Raw genomic sequence first — 18,911 nt, 5'->3', positions numbered from 1 at the left:
AACATAAGGATTTGTCTATGCACTTAAAAGCGTCAAAAATAGCGCTCGCGGTATGCTCGACCCTAGCGCTAAATGGCTGTTGGTGGGACAGTGACTCTTCGTCCAGCAGCGCTTCTACATCCAGTACCTATAGTGTCAAAGCGATTGATGGCTATCTGGTCGGAGCCACTGTTTGGCTCGATCTCGATGGCGACTTTGCTCTGGATGATAACGAACCATCTGCTACCTCAACCACTGGTGGTAGTGCGGTATTAGATGTTTCATCTATCTCTAACCCCGAAGACTATTCCGTCGTTGTTTCAGCGATTCAAGATGTCACCATCGATGAAGACACCGGCAATACAGTATCAGCGAACTTTTCTATGTCTGCGCCAGCCGGCGTGGTCAACATTACCCCTCTTTCTACGCTGGTACATATTAAAATCGCGTCTTCTGGATTGACGCTGGCGCAAGCGCAGCAGGAGATCGCTGACGACCTTGGCATCGATTCTGGCGACGTACTGACCGATTATAAAGCCAGCGACAGTAAAACCACCCAATTCGCCGCGCGCAGCTTAGTGTCATCCGGTGCGATGCCAGAAACCACCGATGAGCTTAATACCGCCGCGAACGATACCGATGGTACCAATGATCTACTCGATGGGGCCGCGGCGATGGCTGTCATTATCAAACAGCAAGTCGAAGGCGCAGAGAATGAGGACGATTTAGACGCGGTATATATCAACCGTCAAGGCGCGGTGGATAGTGATAGTGATGGTGATGGTGTCGCCGACACCGACGACGCTTTCCCTGATGATGAAAACGAATGGGTCGACACGGATGGCGATGATTTAGGGAACAACGCCGATACCGATGATGATGGGGATGGTGTGCTTGATACTAACGACGATTTCCCACTTGATGCCACAGAAGATACCGACACCGACAGTGATGGCATTGGTAATAACACCGATGATGATGACGATAACGATGGTGTTCTTGATACTGAAGATGCGTTCCCAGAAGACAGCAGCGAAAGTGTCGATACCGATAACGATGGCACTGGTAACAACGCCGACACCGACGACGATGGCGATGGTGTGCCGGACGAATACGATGAAGACCCTATTGACCCAGAAGTAGGCGCCTCCAGTCAAACTGCCATCATCAGCTATTTACAAGATCAAGCCAGCCTTTACTCCATTTGGGATGACGAAGACGACGATGGCACGCAAACGCTCTATCTTGAGACGCTTAGCGTTAATGGTGACTATGCCACCAGCAGTGATTTTTCACTGATTAAAGCCAACAAGACCACAGTGTCACTGGGCACATCCGAAGAAAACGACGATCTAATCCTTACCTCTTCAGGTTGGAGCACATCGACGGGTAGTTACACTATCGATATGTCCGGTAGCAGTGTCGTCGCTTATCCAACCGACTACACCGACATCAAATACACCCTAAACGGTACTATGGTGACACTCGATGGCGGCCTAGTTTCTGACGTTGATTGGGACTGGGAAGACTATAGTGATGACACCGCTACCTTCCCTGACGACTCAGTAAAAATCACCTTTACCGTTACCCCGCAGCAAGATAACTATTACATCTGGGATTGGATGCCATATATCTATGATGCAATCAATGGAGTCAATGCGGAAGGCGCAACCAGTTTTGATGAGCTGCTGTTCAGTGATTTAGGTGGCTCATCTATCACCACAGATCAAGTGCAAGGCTTCTTTGTTGGCAATAATCGCATGGTCAAACTGGTTGATAATACGGCGATGACTGCTCAGTACTATACGGTTGATTGGGATAATAATCTCGCTACTCTGGATGGTAGCGGCACGTGGTCACAAGAGACCATTAGTGGTGAAGAACTGATTCTATTTACCCTACCAGAAGATGTTCTCACCACCTGGGGCGATGATTACGATGAACCGAGCGACACAATGCTGCTGAGCATTTATGAAGGTGCAGTCTACATAGGTTCCAAAGAAAACGCCGATGTCGTACTAGAAGATGACCAAATCGTTATCATCAGCGCCGCAGCAAAAGATGCATTAATTGATGCCGTCAACATTCCGGTCAACAAGTGCAACGAAAGCGATACCGACGGAACCACTACCGTTACGCTTGAAGATTTTGAAGCGGCGATCAGTGACTGTTACGGCGCAACGGCGATAACCAGTGACATGGTTTCTGACCAGAACTTCCATCGCGTACGCAGTGACGGTTCCACTCGCGACTACACCTTTAACTCAGATGGTACAGTAACGGTATTCAAAGATAGCGTTCAAGCTTACACCGCTTACTGGGCCATCGAAGGCGACTACGTCAAAGTCACTTACGAAGACAGTACAGACGAAAGTTGGTACTGGGCTTTGATTGATTCAAATGACAGTGAATGGTCACTGAAGTTCTTTGACACCTACTACGACTCGGACACTCTGATCACTGAAATATGGTCAAGTATTGTGACGTTAGTTGATGCTGGGACATGTGCGATAACTGAAGGGCTCGACATGACGTACAGCGACTTCACGACAGCCATCGACAGCTATGCAACCTGCAGTGGCACTTTACCAACAGTGATTGAATCCGATCTCGATGGCGCTGCGCTATTTAGGGTTAAATCGAACGGCGAAACACGTCTTTACAGTTTCAATGCTGATGGAACCGCAACCTATCACAGAGACGGGTTAGTGCGTTCACGAACTTGGGCAATCAATGACGATGGCTTCATAGTCTTGATGAATTTGGATGGTGGAACAGAGCAATACTTAGCATTGCTACAGGAGCCGCAAAACGATGTACTGAACTTTGCGGTATTTAGCCCAGACGATACCGAGATTTGGCTAACGACCTACACCAGTATTGATGGCGAACCGGCCATTACCTCCTGTACGGATAGTGACACCCAATGGGATGATGTTAATGATGTTCCAGAAACAACACTGAGCTATGCAGACTTTACCAGTGCGGTTGACGCTTGTATCGCCACCTCAGGCGTTGAAGCGAGCTTTAGTAGTGACTTCCTCGCCGAACTCCCACTTACTATGAGCTCAACAGAGTCCGACTCAACCGAAGTGTATACCTTTAGCGATGCCACAACCGGTACGTATAGCGAAGGCGGTGAAAGCTATGACTTTACCTGGCAAGTGGATGACAGCACTGGCGAGTTGACGGTCACCATCACAGCCAATTCAGAAACTTACGTTGACCAGATGTATATTGTCGACACCGATGGTATTAACTTCTCCGTAAAAGCTATGTCTCGCTCTAGTGCGTGGGATGAAGGCCTAACTGGCGAAGGGGATGTTTGGTCAGACGTATATGTGTTTGCTGAAGCAAACTAACGTGCCAATCAGGTATCCTTTTTACCTATAACCACCAAGCCCGGCATCTGCCGGGCTTTTCTTCCCGCTATCAAATCGTCATGAGTACGCGTCCTCAACGTCTCATTAGCAATAATCAAGCGCGCTTTTATGCCAGTATTCGAGCTTAAATTTTATTGCCCACCTGCGGTTAAAACACCGCCAAATCCATAAAGACAAATCCGCCACAATCTTAACTGAGTGTGTTTACTGCTAATTTATGGATTCGCTAGTTTATATGCACTTTTACTAGATTCGATGGGCTGCCCTTCCCTAAGGCTCAAAAATTTGCATCAATCCAAATAAAATTGCGTATGAAAGTGTGATTAAAGGTTGAAGCGAACAAATTGACAGGTAATATGTGGCGTTGCTTATAACACATTTATGTACCTCAATGTTTTGCCAGTTTTGGTCGCTAACATTCTGATTTCACATTGAGTGCAATTTTTACTTCAACGGAGAATATATCTCAATGACTTACGCGCCTGTAAAAGACGTTCTGAGCGGTAAGCTAGCAGCCGACAGTGAAGTGACTGTTCGCGGCTGGGTTCGTTCGCGTCGTGATTCCAAAGCTGGAATCTCTTTCCTTGCCATCTACGACGGCTCTTGTTTCGACCCGATTCAGGCCGTGGTCCCAAATAATTTGAATAATTACGACGAAGAAGTCCTCAAGCTAACAACAGGTTGCTCTGTTGAAGTAACAGGTACTGTCGTAGAATCTCCGGCGAAAGGTCAAGATTTTGAGCTAGCAGCAACCAATGTCAAAGTAGTTGGCTGGGTTGAAGATGCCGATACTTACCCAATGGCAAAAACTCGTCACTCGATTGAATATTTACGTGAAGTGGCGCACCTTCGCCCACGTACAAACGTGATTGGCGCCGTTGCTCGTGTACGTAACTGCCTATCTCAAGCAATTCACCGTTTCTACCACGAACAAGGTTACTTCTGGGTATCTGCGCCACTTATCACTGCATCTGACGCAGAAGGTGCGGGTGAAATGTTCCGCGTTTCTACCCTAGACATGGAAAACCTGCCTCGCACAGACGCGGGTAAAGTTGACTACAACGAAGACTTCTTCGGTAAAGAAACTTTCTTAACCGTATCGGGTCAGCTCAACGGCGAAGCGTACGCTTGTGCACTAAGCAAAGTTTACACCTTCGGTCCAACGTTCCGCGCTGAAAACTCAAACACCAGCCGCCACTTAGCGGAGTTCTGGATGGTTGAGCCTGAAGTGGCGTTTGCAGAATTAGACGACGTAGCGAAACTTGCTGAAGACATGTTGAAGTACGTGTTCAAAGCCGTACTTGAAGAGTGTCGCGATGACCTTGAGTTCTTCGCTCAACGCATCGACAAAGAAGCGATCACTCGTCTAGAGCAATTCGTTTGTTCTGATTTTGCACAAGTCGACTACACTGACGCGATCCAAATCCTGCTGGATTCAGGCCGTGAGTTCGAGTTCCCAGTTGAATGGGGTATCGATATGTCTTCTGAGCACGAGCGTTACCTAGCGGAACAGCACTTCAAAGCGCCAGTTATCGTGAAGAACTATCCAAAAGACATCAAAGCATTCTACATGCGTGCTAACGACGATGGCAAAACCGTTGCTGCTATGGACGTTCTAGCGCCGGGCATCGGTGAAATCATCGGTGGTTCTCAACGTGAAGAGCGTCTAGACATTCTAGATGCACGTATGCGTGAAGTGGGAATCGATCCTGAGCACATGAGCTGGTATCGCGACCTACGTCGTTACGGCACCGTGCCACATTCAGGCTTTGGTCTGGGTTTTGAGCGTTTGGTCTCTTACGTAACAGGTATGGGTAACGTACGTGACGTGATTCCATTCCCTCGCACACCGCGCAGCGCAAACTTCTAATTTTCTGCTGCAAAGCAGAAATTATGACTTAACGCCAAAAGCCCTCAATTATGAGGGCTTTTTTATCACCGATGACTTGCCTCAAGTCGCCCACATTAAGCGAGTTGGTTAGTACAAGTCTCTCAACTCTTTGATTCATAATACCTCTTCCATCGGTTGCAACCCTCTGAGGGTAAAACTCATGCGCGCCTAACACCAATGATGTTACTTCCGCGATACCATCGATTTTGCCATCTAAGCCCAGAAATCAAAAATAACCATAATTTTATCAACGCCTTAAGCATTAAACTATTGAAGCTAACTATCACAAAACAATCGATTACGTCGCTATTTGTCGCTCATAAATAATGAGGTTTTGAATCGCACTGACTCAAAGCAATTATTTTTTATAATTAGCTTAGAAATCCGGTTGTAACACCGCAATCATAACGGTATAAATAGAGGCGTAAATTTTAATTCTCCTTTCGACTTACATGGACGACGATTATGTTTGAAAAAGTTGTAGCAGCACCCGCAGACCCTATCCTTGGACTGACTGAAGAGTTCAAAAAAGACCCTCGCGCAGAGAAAATCAACTTAGGCGTTGGTATTTATAAAAATGAGCAAGGCCAAACCCCTGTTCTCGCTACGGTTAAAAAGGCGGAAGCGGCGCTGGTTGAAACGGAGAAAACCAAATCTTATCTCACTATTGAAGGCACTGCTGAGTACGCTTTAGCTGTACAAAAACTGCTTTTCGGTGAGGATTCGTCGATTGTTGCTGAAAAACGTGCAAAAACAGCTCAAGCACCTGGTGGTACTGGCGCACTGCGCGTGGCGGGTGAATTCATCAAACGTCATCTTGGCGAAGTAAAAATCTGGATCAGTAACCCAACTTGGGCCAACCACAATGGCGTATTTAAAGCAGCTGGCATTGAAACTGCGCAATACACTTACTACAACCCAGAAACTCATGACAAAGACTTCGCCGCTATGGTTGCTGACCTTGAGCAAGCAAACGCTGGTGACATCGTCTTGCTGCACGGCTGCTGCCATAACCCAACCGGTATCGATCCAACAGAGCAAGAGTGGGAAACGTTAGCCAAATTGGTTGCAGACAAAGGTCTGATTCCTCTATTTGACTTTGCATACCAAGGTTTTGCGAAAGGCGTTGAAGAAGATGCAGCGGGTCTGCGCATTTTCGCTCAATACAATCAAGAAATTCTAGTTGCGAGCTCATTCTCGAAAAACTTCGGTTTGTACAATGAGCGTGTCGGCGCATTCACTTTGGTCGCAGCATCAGAAGACGTTGCCACCACAGCGTTCTCACAAGTAAAAGCGATCATTCGTTCTATCTACTCTAACCCGCCAGCACACGGTAGCTCAGTGGTCACTTATATCCTTTCAAACCCAGCGCTTCGCGCAGAATGGGAACTGGAAGTGAAAGAGATGCGCGATCGTATTCAAGCGATGCGTGAGCTATTTGTTGAGACGTTAAAAGCCGAGGGCGTAAGCGCCGACTTTAGCTTTATCGAGCGTCAAAATGGCATGTTCTCGTTCTCTGGTCTGAATAAAGACCAAGTAGCGAAACTGAAAGAAGAGTTCGGTATTTACATCGTTGGCTCTGGCCGTATCAGTGTTGCGGGTATGACGCGCGACAACATGAACCCACTTTGTAAAGCGATCGCAGCCGTTCTTTAATAGCGAAAGCGCACATAGAAAAGCCAGCATGAATGCTGGCTTTTTTTGTATTCGTCGCTCAGGAACTGTCGGCGACTATTATTGGTAAAGCCGCGCTTAGTAGTAAACCCGCGCTGAAATGCCGCCTGAGTTTGAGGTGTGATGATCGTATTCGCTATGAGTATAAAAACCACCAAGTCCAAAGAGGTCGTTAAAGCGATAATCGACTCTGACATCCATGATATCTTCATCCACCACATCACTACGATGCAAATTCAACCCAGCGCCCAGTTGCCAATTATCAGTTAGCGCATAGCGAAACCTCACTCCCGCTCCATACATTAACTTGGTACTGGTCGATATATCGTCATCAGTATCATCATCCGTCAGTACATAGCGAATGCCACCGACTTTACCATCAACCAACATATCAAGGCGCGAACTCAACATAAAATGAGCGCCAATACCGGGAAGCAACACATAATTTTGCGCGGTGGTGTTGTCTAGGTGAATAAAACGCGCTGAATAATCACCGGTAAGCAGCCAGGTATCATCAAGCTTATAATAGCCCCCGACCTTCAAATCCATAATATCGCTGTTACGCCCAAGGGATTCGTCTTTCGTACCCGAGGCGAGGTCGCCGTAAACATAATCATAACTGAGCGGCTCAAACGCCTGACAATGAAAAGCCATAGTGCCCATCATCAGCACCATGGAAGAAGAGAAGATACGTTTCATGAACAACCTCAATCGCAGCTACAAGCAAGTTCTGAATCCAAGGATAGTTCAGAAGTGCTTCTTATCGCTGCGATAAAGGCGCGAATTACCAGGTAGGAGGTGAATGGGTCAAAGCTGAATAATCAGGTGCTCACCGTCATCGTCTACTTGTGTCGAGCGGCTCTGACGACGCAATGTATCAAGCTGTTCTGGCTCAAGGGAATATGGCATCACCAAACGCAGTTCATCGATGCCCTGCTGCTTGGCAATCGATACCAAGGCCACCAGATTTGCTTCGTCGCTATGACTGGGTGAAAGCGCCTGCATCGCTTCTTGCCACAAGCGCTCTTCTGCGGTTTGTGTCGGTTTAATCGATTCGTTCCACGCAACGCTAAAAATCGGCGCGACCGAGTTTAATGCCTCCATAAACGTCCACTTTTTCTTGCAAGACGCCGCTAAAAATGAGGTGTAATCAAACAAGACACTCGATGAAGTTATCGTTTCCATATCGCCTTCTTTGCACTCGATGAGAGATCGTAACTTCAATATTGACGACTCTTTTTTATATATCAATAGGATATAAAACAATCATCTTTTATACCCTTGAAATTGACATAAAAGGCATTAAAAAACCGAATTGATAACAGAGTTAGAACAAGATGGTTAATTTATGCGCTTTATTGCTTAATAATTTGGCGAACAAAGTTATTCAGCGAACATCTACCACCCGGCTGGCTTTTTTGTATTGAATTCGCCAACCACTCCAACTCGGCAGCTCCCAGCGTTTTGGGTCCCCTTTGCGCTGACCACTGCGATAAATCACCTGAACCAGCTTGCGACGCGCAAAATATTCGACCTGCAATTTGATATCAGAAAGTTGCAATTCAAACGGATAAGCCTCGGCGAAATCCGCATATTCCCACTCAGGAATACCAGCAAAAGCGAGTTCCTGCGGTTCAAACAGCGCCAGTTCTTCCAATGTCGTCACCCCCAGTTGCTCGAGCTGGGCGCCAAACCAAGAAGAAAAATCGCAATCAGTTACCTCATCCAGTGAATAGCCCAGCTCGGTATACAGCTGATAATGCTTAATTTGCGTTTCTCGCAGCTTGGCGAAGCCGGGCCAAATCTGCTGCTGTTTGACGGCGGTAATTATGGCATTAAGCGCATGCGCCCCTTCGGCTGGTTGCTGACAGGTCGCGATGACACGCCCTGCGTAGATGTGCTGCAGCGTCACCATCAAGCCTTGTTCACTGAGTTGTTCATTATCATTAGGCTCTGCTGATTGCCACTCGCCAAGCTCAAGCTGAGCGACCTTGGCGAGCGGAATAGGTAAAATGACAGTGGCAAGATTAAGAGTATTTTTTACCCCGCGCGCTGGCACACTGTGAGTATCAAGCACAATCGCCGCTTCGTCACTGGCTTTAAATCGGCTGTCACGGCCAATCGTCACTTCCATTTTTCCGTTTGCCATAGATTCACGGCGTTTCTCGCGGCGCACGAATACCAACTCAGAATGCAAGCGAGCAATCGCTTCGACTAAGTCGCTGTGCTTGTAGCGTGAAGCAACACTGAGCTGCGGCAGCTCAAACACTTCACGCATTTGTTCGGCCAATGCCCTCGCCTCTTGCAGCGCGTCAAGGTCGCAATCAACACCCGAAAATACGCGACTGCGCAGCAGGCCGATTAAAAGTTCACCATCGCATCCAAGCGGCTCTTCACGTTCAAGTTGCTCAAGCGCTTCCACCTGCCGAGGCAAAGAAAACAGCCTTCCAGGAACGGCAAGTGCTGCGGTTAAATCGATCATCGCTTCTTGTAGCGCTTTGCTTGGCATACGAGTGACTAAATCGGCGTAAAGCGCATCAATTGGCAATGGGTACAGTTTTTTGCCGTGTTCAAGTGCCACCCCTTGCTCATCAATCGCGCCCATTGAACGTAAAATACTTTGCGCGGATAACAGCGATTTTTCCGGCAGCGGTTCAAGAAACGCCAAACGCTCAAGTGGTGTTTGGCAACACGCCGCCGCCAACATAGGTTCGGTTAATGACTCACGATGCATCTGCGGCGGCGTCACCTCAGCCAACGCCGCATGCTCGCCATATAAGCGCACGCATGTCCCTGCCATTACTCGGCCTGCTCTCCCCAATCGTTGCCGCGCACTGGCTTTAGATATGTGTTTCAATGCCAAGGCGGTTTTTCCATTGCGCTGTTCGTTGCGGCGCTCAAGACCAGAATCGATCACCGCAACAATATTAGGAATGGTTAACGAGGTTTCCGCCACATTGGTGGCAAGCACAACTTTGCGTTGGCGTTGCGGGTTGAGTGCGAGTTGCTTTTGCGCTTCGCTAACCGAGGCATGCAGCGGCGCAATCAGCACATCTTCAAGACCCGCTAGGGTTTGCGCGCAGGCTTGAATCTCTTTTCTTCCCGGCAAAAAGACTAAGATATCGCCGGTTGCACTATCGAGTAGACGCTGTACTTGGCGTTTGACTTTTTGTTCGAGATTACGGTTATCAGGCAATTGCCTTGAGTCGAGGCAGTCATGTTCAAGATGCACGTCAAAACGGCGACCACTGGCATACAAGCGTTTGGCATCAAGATAATTCGCCAACTTATCGCCTTCAATGGTGGCGGATGTCACGACCAAGCGATGGCTTTGCCTAACTCGCAGCAGAGCCACTAATAAGTCGGTATCCCAGCGGCGCTCATGAAACTCATCCACCATCACCAAATCAAATTGGGCTAAGCCATCTTCGGCTAACCAGCGCAGCGCTACGCCGGGCGTCACAAACACCACTTGGGTCTCATCGCGATAGCAATTATCTAACTTAATCGCATAACCAATTTCATCGCCAAGCGGCTTGTCGCTTTGCTGAGCCAGATATTCGGCAAGCGAAGTACAAGCGATGCGCCTTGGTTCTACCACCAGCACACGGCCTTTGCTCGCCATCCACAGGGGTAAGCGTGTCGACTTTCCCGAGCCAGTCTCGGCTTCGACGATAAGATGGTGATGTTCGATTTGGCGAAGAAAATCGGCGCGTAGCGTGTCGATGGGCAGTGAAGTCATAACAAAAGCGGATGAATCGTGATTTTTAGTCAATTGTACCTGAAATTTTGCCAAGGTACGCTTTATAAAAACCGATTAATTCGTTTACAATACAGTCACTAATACCTATCATTTTGACGAGCTTTCGACCCTTCAAAAGGCAAATTATGAATAACGACAAACGCCCTTTATACATCTCTTATGCAGGCCCCGCGCTGGTCGGCACGCCTTTGCTCAACAAAGGTGCTGCGTTTTCTGCTGAAGAACGTATTTCGTTTAACCTGGAAGGCTTGCTTCCAGAAGCAACGGAAACCATTCAAGAGCAAGTTGAACGTGCGTATATGCAATATTGCAACTTTGAAAGCGATATGGATAAACATATCTATCTGCGCAATATTCAAGACACGAATGAAACCTTGTTCTACCGTTTGGTGCAAAACCACATCACTGAAATGATGCCGATCATCTACACGCCAACCGTCGGCGCAGCGTGTGAGAATTTCTCTAACATTTATCGTCGTGGTCGTGGGCTGTTTGTCTCTTATTCTAATCGCGATCGTATCGACGATATTCTTAACAACGCGGCGAACCATAACGTCAAAGTGATCGTGGTCACCGATGGTGAACGTATTCTTGGTCTTGGCGACCAAGGCATTGGCGGTATGGGGATTCCAATCGGTAAGCTGTCTCTGTACACCGCTTGTGGCGGCATCAGCCCAGCGTATACCCTGCCTATCGTTTTGGATGTGGGTACGAATAATCCGCAGCGTTTGGCCGACCCTATGTATATGGGATGGCGTCATCCGCGCATTACTGGCGCAGAATACGATGCGTTTGTTGAAGAGTTCATTCAAGCCGTTCAGCGCCGCTGGCCTGAAGCGTTAGTCCAATTTGAAGACTTCGCGCAAAAGAACGCGATGCCACTGCTTGAGCGTTACAAAAACCGCATTTGCTGTTTTAACGATGACATTCAAGGCACTGCAGCGATTACGGTTGGTTCATTGCTCGCCGCATGTAAAGCCGCAGGCAGTAAACTTTCCGACCAACGCATTACTTTCTTAGGTGCTGGTTCTGCAGGTTGCGGGATTGCCGAAGCGATCATCGCGCAAATGGTTTCAGAAGGGATTTCAGATCAGCAAGCGCGCTCTCAAGTTTACATGGTCGATCGCTGGGGCTTGTTGCAAGAAGGCATGCCTAATCTGCTCGATTTCCAACAGCGTTTGGTGCAAAAATCCGCTGATACCCAAGAGTGGCAAAGTGAAGGCACGGGTTTCTCATTACTTGATGTAATGCGCCACGCCAAACCAAACGTTTTGATTGGTGTCTCTGGCGCTCCGGGTCTATTTAGCCAAGAAGTGATTGAAGAGATGCACAAACATTGCGAACGTCCAATCATCTTTCCGCTGTCAAACCCAACCAGCCGCGTTGAGGCCACGCCAAACGACATTATTCGCTGGACCAACGGCGCCGCGCTGGTTGCAACAGGCAGCCCATTTGATCCTGTGGTTCATGAAGGTAAAACTTACCCAATTGCACAGTGTAACAACAGTTATATTTTCCCGGGCATTGGCCTTGGTGTATTAGCAGTTGGCGCAAAACGTGTTACCGATGAAATGTTGATGGAATCGAGCCGTGCGCTGGCAACCTGTTCACCACTGGCGATTCATGGCAAAGGCGCATTGCTTCCGCCTCTAGAAGAGATCCATTCGGTGTCGAAGAAAATCGCCATCGCGGTAGGTAAAAAAGCCATCGAGCAAGGCGTTGCACCTGCTGTTTCAGACGAAGCGCTGGAAATCGCCATTGAACAACACTTCTGGCAACCTGTGTATCGCCGTTACAAACGTACCGCGTTCTAATCACGGTTAAAGCCCCGCGAGCGGGGCTTTATTATTTTTAAATCAAAAAAGAATTTCTATGCTTAGTTTTTTAGCACCAGCTGGCCAATTTTTACTGCCCTACTTAAGTGAAATCTCAATGTCCTTAATCACTTGCCTTCTAGTGATGGGCGGCGGTGAGATAAACGCACTAATGAGACGACTGCTGCGTAACCAAATGTTCATTGTCCGTACTGCGGTTTTTGTCTTGATTAACGCTTTTGGATACGGCTTAATCATTGTCAAGGTAACACCTTACCTCACTCGGACATTACATCAACTTGAGCCCGGTATGATGTTTGTCGTTGTTATTATTAGTTTTATTTTCATTGGGACATGGGCACAAAGAAACCGTCATATATAGTGCAAAGCCTCATTTATCAAATGAAACAATGCTCCTTTGTTTGGCCAGTTAAGATAATCAAAGGCGCGATGATAGCGCTGGCAATCTGCCTGTTTTGTGTGGGCTTGATTGACCGATGGGTCACCTATCAAACTCAGGACCAGCTGTACTTTGATGTCGACGAGATTCCTCACTTCGATGTCGCTGTAGTGCTGGGGACGAGTAAATATTTAGGACGTACCCTCAACGATTACTATATTCATCGCATTAATGCGGCGATTGAATTGTACCAACAAGGCAAAATTAACCGCTTCTTGCTGAGCGGCGATAATGCGCACCGTTCGTACAATGAACCGTGGACGATGAAACGCGATTTGCTACGTGCAGATATCCCCGATTCGCGTATTTTCCTCGATTATGCAGGCTTTCGAACGTTAGATTCTGTGGTACGAGCCAAAGCGATTTTCGACACCGACGACTTTCTGATCATCTCACAAAAATTTCACTGCGAACGCGCACTCTACATCGCCAACTACTACAACATTAATGCCCGCTGTTTAGCCGTGCCGGGCCCCGGCCCCGATCACTCCAGTCTACCAGTGCGCCTACGTGAAGTGTTCGCCCGCACTAAAGCATTCTTGGACTTGTACATCATCAATACTCAACCACGTTTTCTCGGCCCTAAAGAGCCCATTCCTAGCCTTGAAGAAGCCGAAAGCGAAGCCGCATCCATGACCGACATGTCGCTTGAAGAAGCAGACTTACCACCCAGCGCCGCATCGGCTGTCAAACCCTTCTGACTTTTTGTCCGCTAATTTGCTCGAACTGTCACAGCCTTGAAGATATCACCGCGCGAGATGCCGATTTCTCCATCAACCAAACCTTGGAGTACTGTTTGAGCATCGAGATTTTGCTACACTGACTGACAAATTATCGACCTGCTTAAGCGGGCAAATTATAGAGAGCAATGTCATGTCTTTACTTGCAGCGGGAACGCTTAGCAAAATGCAAGCGTCCCTTGAGGGCACCGTTCAATATCGCCTACCGGTTGGCGAAGAACTGTTAGACCTGAATCCGTTTATCGGCAAATCACTGACCTTAACCCACACAGGCAACATCTACTGCAGTTCGTGTGGTAAAAAAACCAAGAAAAGCTATTCGCAAGGCCACTGTTTTGTGTGCATGAAAAAGCTCGCCAGTTGCGACATGTGCATCATGAAACCGGAAACCTGTCACTATGATCAAGGCACTTGTCGTGAACCACAGTGGGGGCAAGAAAATTGCATGGTCGATCACTACGTGTATCTGTCCAACACGTCAAGCCTCAAAGTCGGCATTACTCGCCACACTCAAATTCCAACGCGCTGGATTGACCAAGGCGCGACGCAAGGCATGCCGATTTTCAAAGTCAAAACCCGTTACATTTCCGGATTACTGGAAGTAGAACTTGCTAAACACATCGCCGATAAAACCAACTGGCGTACTCTACTGAAAGGCGATGGCGAACCGTTAGCCCTTGAAGCGCAGTTCGCTCAGTTATTGCCTTTAGTCGAAGACACCATTAGCGAGCTGAAAGCGCGGTTTGGCGATGATGCCGTTGAAGTGTTAGGCAGTGAGATCACCGCCATCGATTATCCTGTTGAGCAGCATCCAGTAAAAATTACTTCGCACAACTTTGATAAGAACCCAGTTGTGACCGGCACGTTACAAGGCATTAAAGGCCAATACCTGATCTTTGATACCGGTGTGATTAACGTACGTAAATTCACCTCTTATGAAGTGGAAGTCAGCGGCGAATAAAGCCCAGTGCGGCCCATGGCCCGGTTATCAATAACGGCGACAAACACTAAGCCCTCGCATCGCGAGGGCTTTTCTGTGATGAAGAACCAAGTTAGACCACTTCTGGAGTAACGTTAATCGCCTGCTGATCATCAGGCTGCTTTTGGACTTCCGGCACTTGCCCTTCTTCCACCGCTTGTTGGTAGACGCCGCTGAGTTTAATCGCCAGATATAAATCGGCGCGCAGCACCACACCACCATCACCAACCGCGACACCGCCTGCCTCGCACCATTTGCGTAAACTGCGTTTACGACCGGCCAAGATCAAGCGAATACCCCGTTTTTTAAGCATGGTTTGTACGTCGGCAAGCGTGGCCATTACGCTCAAATCAAGGTGGGTAAAGCTCGCCACGGCATCGATGATAATACAGTCGATATGCTGCTCTTTGATTTCGGCGTTATCAAGTAGACGACGTTTAAAATACGGCGCATTGAAATAGGTTAACGGCGAATTGAAGCGATAAATCAACAACCCGGGAATCGGTTTGGCCTTGCCAGAGTCATCAATGCTGCGAATCGTCCCTTTGTTATCCAATCCCAGCACTTGATCGCTTGGTCGCATCACCACTCGTAAAAATTGAAAAAGTCCCAGTAATACCGCCAGCGTAATGCCCGGAATGACACCGATCACCAACACCGCAATCAAGGTAATCGAAGCCAGATAGAACGCATCTTTATCACGCTTTCTTAGCGTCCAAATGCCTTTCAGATCCAGCAGCGAAATCGACGCCACAATCAGCACCACACCCAATGCAGCTATCGGTATGTACTGCAGCGGTGAATAGATAAATACCGCCACCAAAGCGATGATCAATGCCGCAAGAATCGACACCAGTTGTGATTTTCCGCCATTAGCATCATTAACTGCGGTACGCGAGTCAGCGCCACTGATTGCAAAGCCTTGCGAAAATGCCGACGCTAAATTGGCAACACCCAGCGCACGAAACTCTTTGTCAGCATCAATGTCATAACCATTTTTTGCCGCAAAGCTTCTTGCCGTAAGCATCATACTGACAAAGCTCACGACGGCTAAGTTTAGCGCTGGCATTACCAGCTCACGCATATCTCCCAGATTAAACACTGGAGTCTGAAACGCGGGCAAACCGCCTTGAATCACACCGACAACCTTGACGCCATAGCTCTCAAGGTTAAACCCCCATACTAACGCTGCGGCAAGAATAATGGCGATCATCGCCGCAGGCAGCGCCGGACGATAGCGTTTGATGGCAAAATAGCTCAGCGCTGTGACCAAACTTATCAGCACCGTTTGCCAATGCAAATCCAGCAATAGCCCAGGCGCTTCATATAAACGTTCGAGCAAATCGCGATTTTCAAATTTGAGACCAAACACTTTGGCAAATTGGCCAACGATTATGGTCAATGCCACACCGTTTAATAGCCCCAATAATATGGGTCTGGAGAGGAAATCGGCAAACACACCGAGTTTAAAACGGCTCGCCAGCAGGCACCATCCTCCCGTCATGGCGGTCATAGTCATCACCAACTGCCAATGCTTGGCAGGGTCGCCGGCAGCCAGTGGCGACACGACCGCCGCAATCACCGCGCAAGTTGCCGCATCTGGCCCCACAATCAGTTGCTTCGATGTACCGAACAGCGCATAAATCATCATTGGCAGCACGCAGGAATACAAACCAACAATCGCAGATACACCAGTCAACTGCGCATAAGCGATAGCGACAGGCAGCGCCACTGCCACCACAGACAAGGCCGCGCGGGCATCGTCGAGCAGCCACTCACGTTGATAATGTTTTAATTGATAAAGCCCCGGAAGCCAGGACTGCACGGCAATGGATTTCAAACCAAGATCCTTAAATAACGAAACCGCAACACGCAGCCAATCCAAAGCGCAGAGAACTAAATTCTAATTGGCTGATTTAAAATGAATAACCTTACGCTTTAACTATAAAACACTTTCACTCACACGCGGCGTAAAGTCATCGTTTGGAATGAGACAATGCCCCAATCGATAAAAAATCCCTTGATAGCGATCAAGGGATTTTAAGTTGTGCTGGCAAATGTTTCGCTTATCGGTATAAGTGGACCAGCGAATGAAGCTGTTCGAATAATCGGTCAATTTCTTGCTTGGTGTTGTAATGCATCAAACCGACACGTAACACGCCGCCAGACTCAAGCAAACCAAGCTGTTTCACCAAACCTAAGGCATAAAAATGCCCGTTCCAGACGCAGATGTTTTGTTCACCGAGCGCTTTGGCCAGCGGCAAAGGGTCGGCGTCATCAAAGCGCAGCGCGAAAGTCGGAGTTCGCCTTTGAATATCACCGCTGTCTATGCCATACAGCCGCGCATTGGGCAGCGCTTCCAAGCACTGTAAAAAGTGTTCGCTCAACGCTTGTTCATGTTGGTTATACTGCGCGTAACTTTGCTCAAGCCGCGTGCGCAGCGGCGCACTGGCCTCGCCCCACTGAGCTAAATAGTTTACCGCGGCGATAACGCCAGCTAACGCTTCAAAATTTTGCGTACCCGTTTCAAAGCGTCCGGGGCCGATGTCAGTGGCAGGCTCCACTTTGTATGGTGTTAAACTCTCCAACCAAGGCTTGGCGATGTAAGCAATGCCAAGATGTGGGCCGAAGAATTTGTAGGCCGAACACACCAGAAAGTCGCAGCCAAGCGCGGCCACATCCACCAAACGGTGCGGCGCATAGTGCACCGCATCGACATACACAGCGGCGCCAACTTGATGCGCCGCAGCGACAATTTTTTGCACATCGACAATGGAACCTGTGGTATTAGACGCTAGAGTCACTGCGACTAATCGAGTATTGGTATTAATTAACGACAGCAGATGCGGCAAGTCCAAACTACAGTCACTTTCATCCACCCGTGCTTGGTGGACAGTCACGCCCTTATCTTTGGCTGCCTCGGCCCAAGTTGATACATTGGCGTAGTGATCGAGCGCCGTCACCACCACTTCATCGCCCACTCGCCACTCGCGGCTGATGGCTCGGCTTAACTGAAAAGTTAAGCTGGTCATATTCGCGCCAAACACAATATTGTCGGCACTTGGCGCATTGAGCAGCGCTTGCATCGATTCTCTGGCTTGGCGCATGACATCGCCAGTCACTTGGCTGGAGAAATAGTGTCCGCCTAAGTTGGCATTGAAATGGCCCAAATAGTGCGTCATCGCCTCAAGTACGCTGACAGGGACTTGTGAGCCGCCTGGGCCATCAAAAAATATTGCCGATTGCTGACCGACCTTTGGTGTTAAAGCGGTAAATTGCTCGCGCGCCTTTTCAGGAGTGAAGGTCATGGGAGGCATCCTTAGCGGTTAACACAAACACATCCATGTGCCCTTCTTGACTGTGCCTGATGGAACGAATCGGACAGGCGTTGTGCCACAGCCGGCTGTCATCCAGCATCGCCACTTCACCGTTGTTAAGCACCTTACGATAAAATGGCGCTTCGTGATTGTCTTCGTAGAGCATGATTTCTCCACCCACAATGTTTTTGCGATCGATACCAATCAGGGCGATATAGTCAAAGCCATCTTGATGAACCCCTTCCGGTGCAACTTGGGTTTCATCATAAATCGCAGCGATTCGAATTTGATGAATTTCTATCTTCTGGCCATCTGGCAATTCGTTAGCATCAACAAATAGCTGACACATTTCGCGCATACCGTCACTTTGCAAAGTGGAATCTAAAATCGGTTCAAAGTGGCGTACGATATCGCCTTGAAAATGGTTAATGGCGTCCGATTGGACGAAATCATGCTGATGTTGTTCAATGACTTTGCCTTGACGAAATTCGATAACCGAATAGCGACGCAGGCGATATTGACCATCGGCGTGATCAGTGTGCGGCAGACTGGCAAACGAAGGGGATAATTGCTGCAGTGCTCGCGCACTGAGCTGAGTAATATGCAACGTATTCTCGTGTGTATGAAGCATCGTAGACTCCTTAATGAACATACCATTTTTGTTAAATATTATTTAACATTTTATTTACATACAGAATACGTACATATGCGGTTATTTCAAATTTTATAGTTCACATATTTTTAATTTTAAAAAAATCAAGTCATAAACACCAAATTAAAACAAATAACTAGCATTAAACTCCAAAACTAATTTCTTGGCTGACAATTTTCTAGAACCCTGTGCTAGAACTCACTATTAATGTATAAAAAACATTCATTTAAGCCTATTTTAAGGCATTCATTGTTTCGGT

The 18,911-nt window shown here is 48.0% G+C and carries 13 protein-coding genes; 7 read left to right on the top strand and 6 right to left on the bottom strand.

Features of this window, described 5'->3' with window-relative positions; translation table 11 throughout:
- Positions 1–17: 17 nt before the first annotated feature.
- The 3 genes from BLS03_RS08630 to BLS03_RS08620 all read left to right on the top strand — a co-directional run bounded on the left by BLS03_RS08630 (position 18) and on the right by BLS03_RS08620 (position 6,909).
- Positions 18–3,341 carry a hypothetical protein gene (locus BLS03_RS08630; RefSeq protein ID WP_093272300.1) on the top strand — a complete coding sequence of 1,108 codons (3,324 nt, stop codon included), beginning with the start codon at positions 18–20 and terminating at the stop codon, positions 3,339–3,341.
- 490 nt (positions 3,342–3,831) lie between these two features.
- Positions 3,832–5,232: an asparagine--tRNA ligase gene (gene asnS, locus BLS03_RS08625; protein ID WP_093272298.1), complete on the top strand. Its 1,401-nt coding sequence runs from the start codon at positions 3,832–3,834 to the stop codon at positions 5,230–5,232.
- Between the two features lie 486 nt (positions 5,233–5,718).
- Positions 5,719–6,909 carry an amino acid aminotransferase gene (locus tag BLS03_RS08620; RefSeq protein ID WP_093272295.1) on the top strand — a complete coding sequence of 397 codons (1,191 nt, stop codon included), beginning with the start codon at positions 5,719–5,721 and terminating at the stop codon, positions 6,907–6,909.
- Between the two features lie 96 nt (positions 6,910–7,005).
- Here BLS03_RS08620 and BLS03_RS08615 read toward each other — a convergent pair whose 3' ends face one another.
- The 3 genes from BLS03_RS08615 to BLS03_RS08605 form a co-directional block, all read right to left on the bottom strand.
- Positions 7,006–7,626 (bottom strand): outer membrane beta-barrel protein, encoded by a 621-nt coding sequence (locus tag BLS03_RS08615; RefSeq protein WP_093272292.1) that lies wholly within the window; start codon positions 7,624–7,626, stop codon positions 7,006–7,008.
- Positions 7,627–7,734: 108 nt separating this feature from the next.
- Positions 7,735–8,112 carry a transporter gene (locus BLS03_RS08610; protein ID WP_093272290.1) on the bottom strand — a complete coding sequence of 126 codons (378 nt, stop codon included), beginning with the start codon at positions 8,110–8,112 and terminating at the stop codon, positions 7,735–7,737.
- A gap of 202 nt (positions 8,113–8,314) precedes the next feature.
- A complete protein-coding gene (locus tag BLS03_RS08605) occupies positions 8,315–10,669 on the bottom strand; it encodes a helicase-related protein (RefSeq protein ID WP_093272512.1) in 2,355 nt (784 codons plus the stop codon).
- Positions 10,670–10,815: 146 nt separating this feature from the next.
- Between BLS03_RS08605 and BLS03_RS08600 the strand changes: the two genes are divergently transcribed.
- The 4 genes from BLS03_RS08600 (at position 10,816) to BLS03_RS08585 (ending at position 14,665) form a co-directional block, all read left to right on the top strand.
- Complete coding sequence (locus BLS03_RS08600) at positions 10,816–12,504, top strand: NAD-dependent malic enzyme (RefSeq protein ID WP_093272287.1); 1,689 nt, start codon at positions 10,816–10,818, stop codon at positions 12,502–12,504.
- Positions 12,505–12,562: 58 nt separating this feature from the next.
- Complete coding sequence (locus BLS03_RS08595; RefSeq protein ID WP_093272284.1) at positions 12,563–12,886, top strand: DUF3392 domain-containing protein; 324 nt, start codon at positions 12,563–12,565, stop codon at positions 12,884–12,886.
- Positions 12,859–13,665, top strand: a complete 807-nt coding sequence (locus BLS03_RS08590) for a SanA/YdcF family protein (protein ID WP_093272280.1) — start codon at positions 12,859–12,861, stop codon at positions 13,663–13,665. The genes BLS03_RS08595 and BLS03_RS08590 overlap by 28 nt, the downstream gene beginning before the upstream one ends.
- Positions 13,666–13,837: 172 nt before the next feature.
- A complete protein-coding gene (locus BLS03_RS08585) occupies positions 13,838–14,665 on the top strand; it encodes a DUF2797 domain-containing protein (RefSeq protein WP_093272278.1) in 828 nt (275 codons plus the stop codon).
- A 91-nt stretch (positions 14,666–14,756) separates the two neighbouring features.
- Here the strand turns inward: BLS03_RS08585 and BLS03_RS08580 are convergent, their stop codons facing one another.
- The 3 genes from BLS03_RS08580 to BLS03_RS08570 form a co-directional block, all read right to left on the bottom strand.
- Positions 14,757–16,523 (bottom strand): SulP family inorganic anion transporter, encoded by a 1,767-nt coding sequence (locus BLS03_RS08580; RefSeq protein WP_093272275.1) that lies wholly within the window; start codon positions 16,521–16,523, stop codon positions 14,757–14,759.
- Between the two features lie 226 nt (positions 16,524–16,749).
- Positions 16,750–17,991: a cysteine desulfurase-like protein gene (locus BLS03_RS08575; protein WP_093272271.1), complete on the bottom strand. Its 1,242-nt coding sequence runs from the start codon at positions 17,989–17,991 to the stop codon at positions 16,750–16,752.
- A complete protein-coding gene (locus tag BLS03_RS08570; protein ID WP_093272268.1) occupies positions 17,975–18,631 on the bottom strand; it encodes a 2OG-Fe dioxygenase family protein in 657 nt (218 codons plus the stop codon). Before BLS03_RS08570 ends, BLS03_RS08575 begins: the two co-directional genes overlap by 17 nt.
- Positions 18,632–18,911: the final 280 nt, after the last annotated feature.

This window comes from Vibrio xiamenensis, assembly GCF_900100015.1.
In the GTDB taxonomy this organism is placed as follows: Bacteria; Pseudomonadota; Gammaproteobacteria; order Enterobacterales; family Vibrionaceae; genus Vibrio; species Vibrio xiamenensis.
This window is presented reverse-complemented; position numbering and strand designations above follow the sequence as displayed.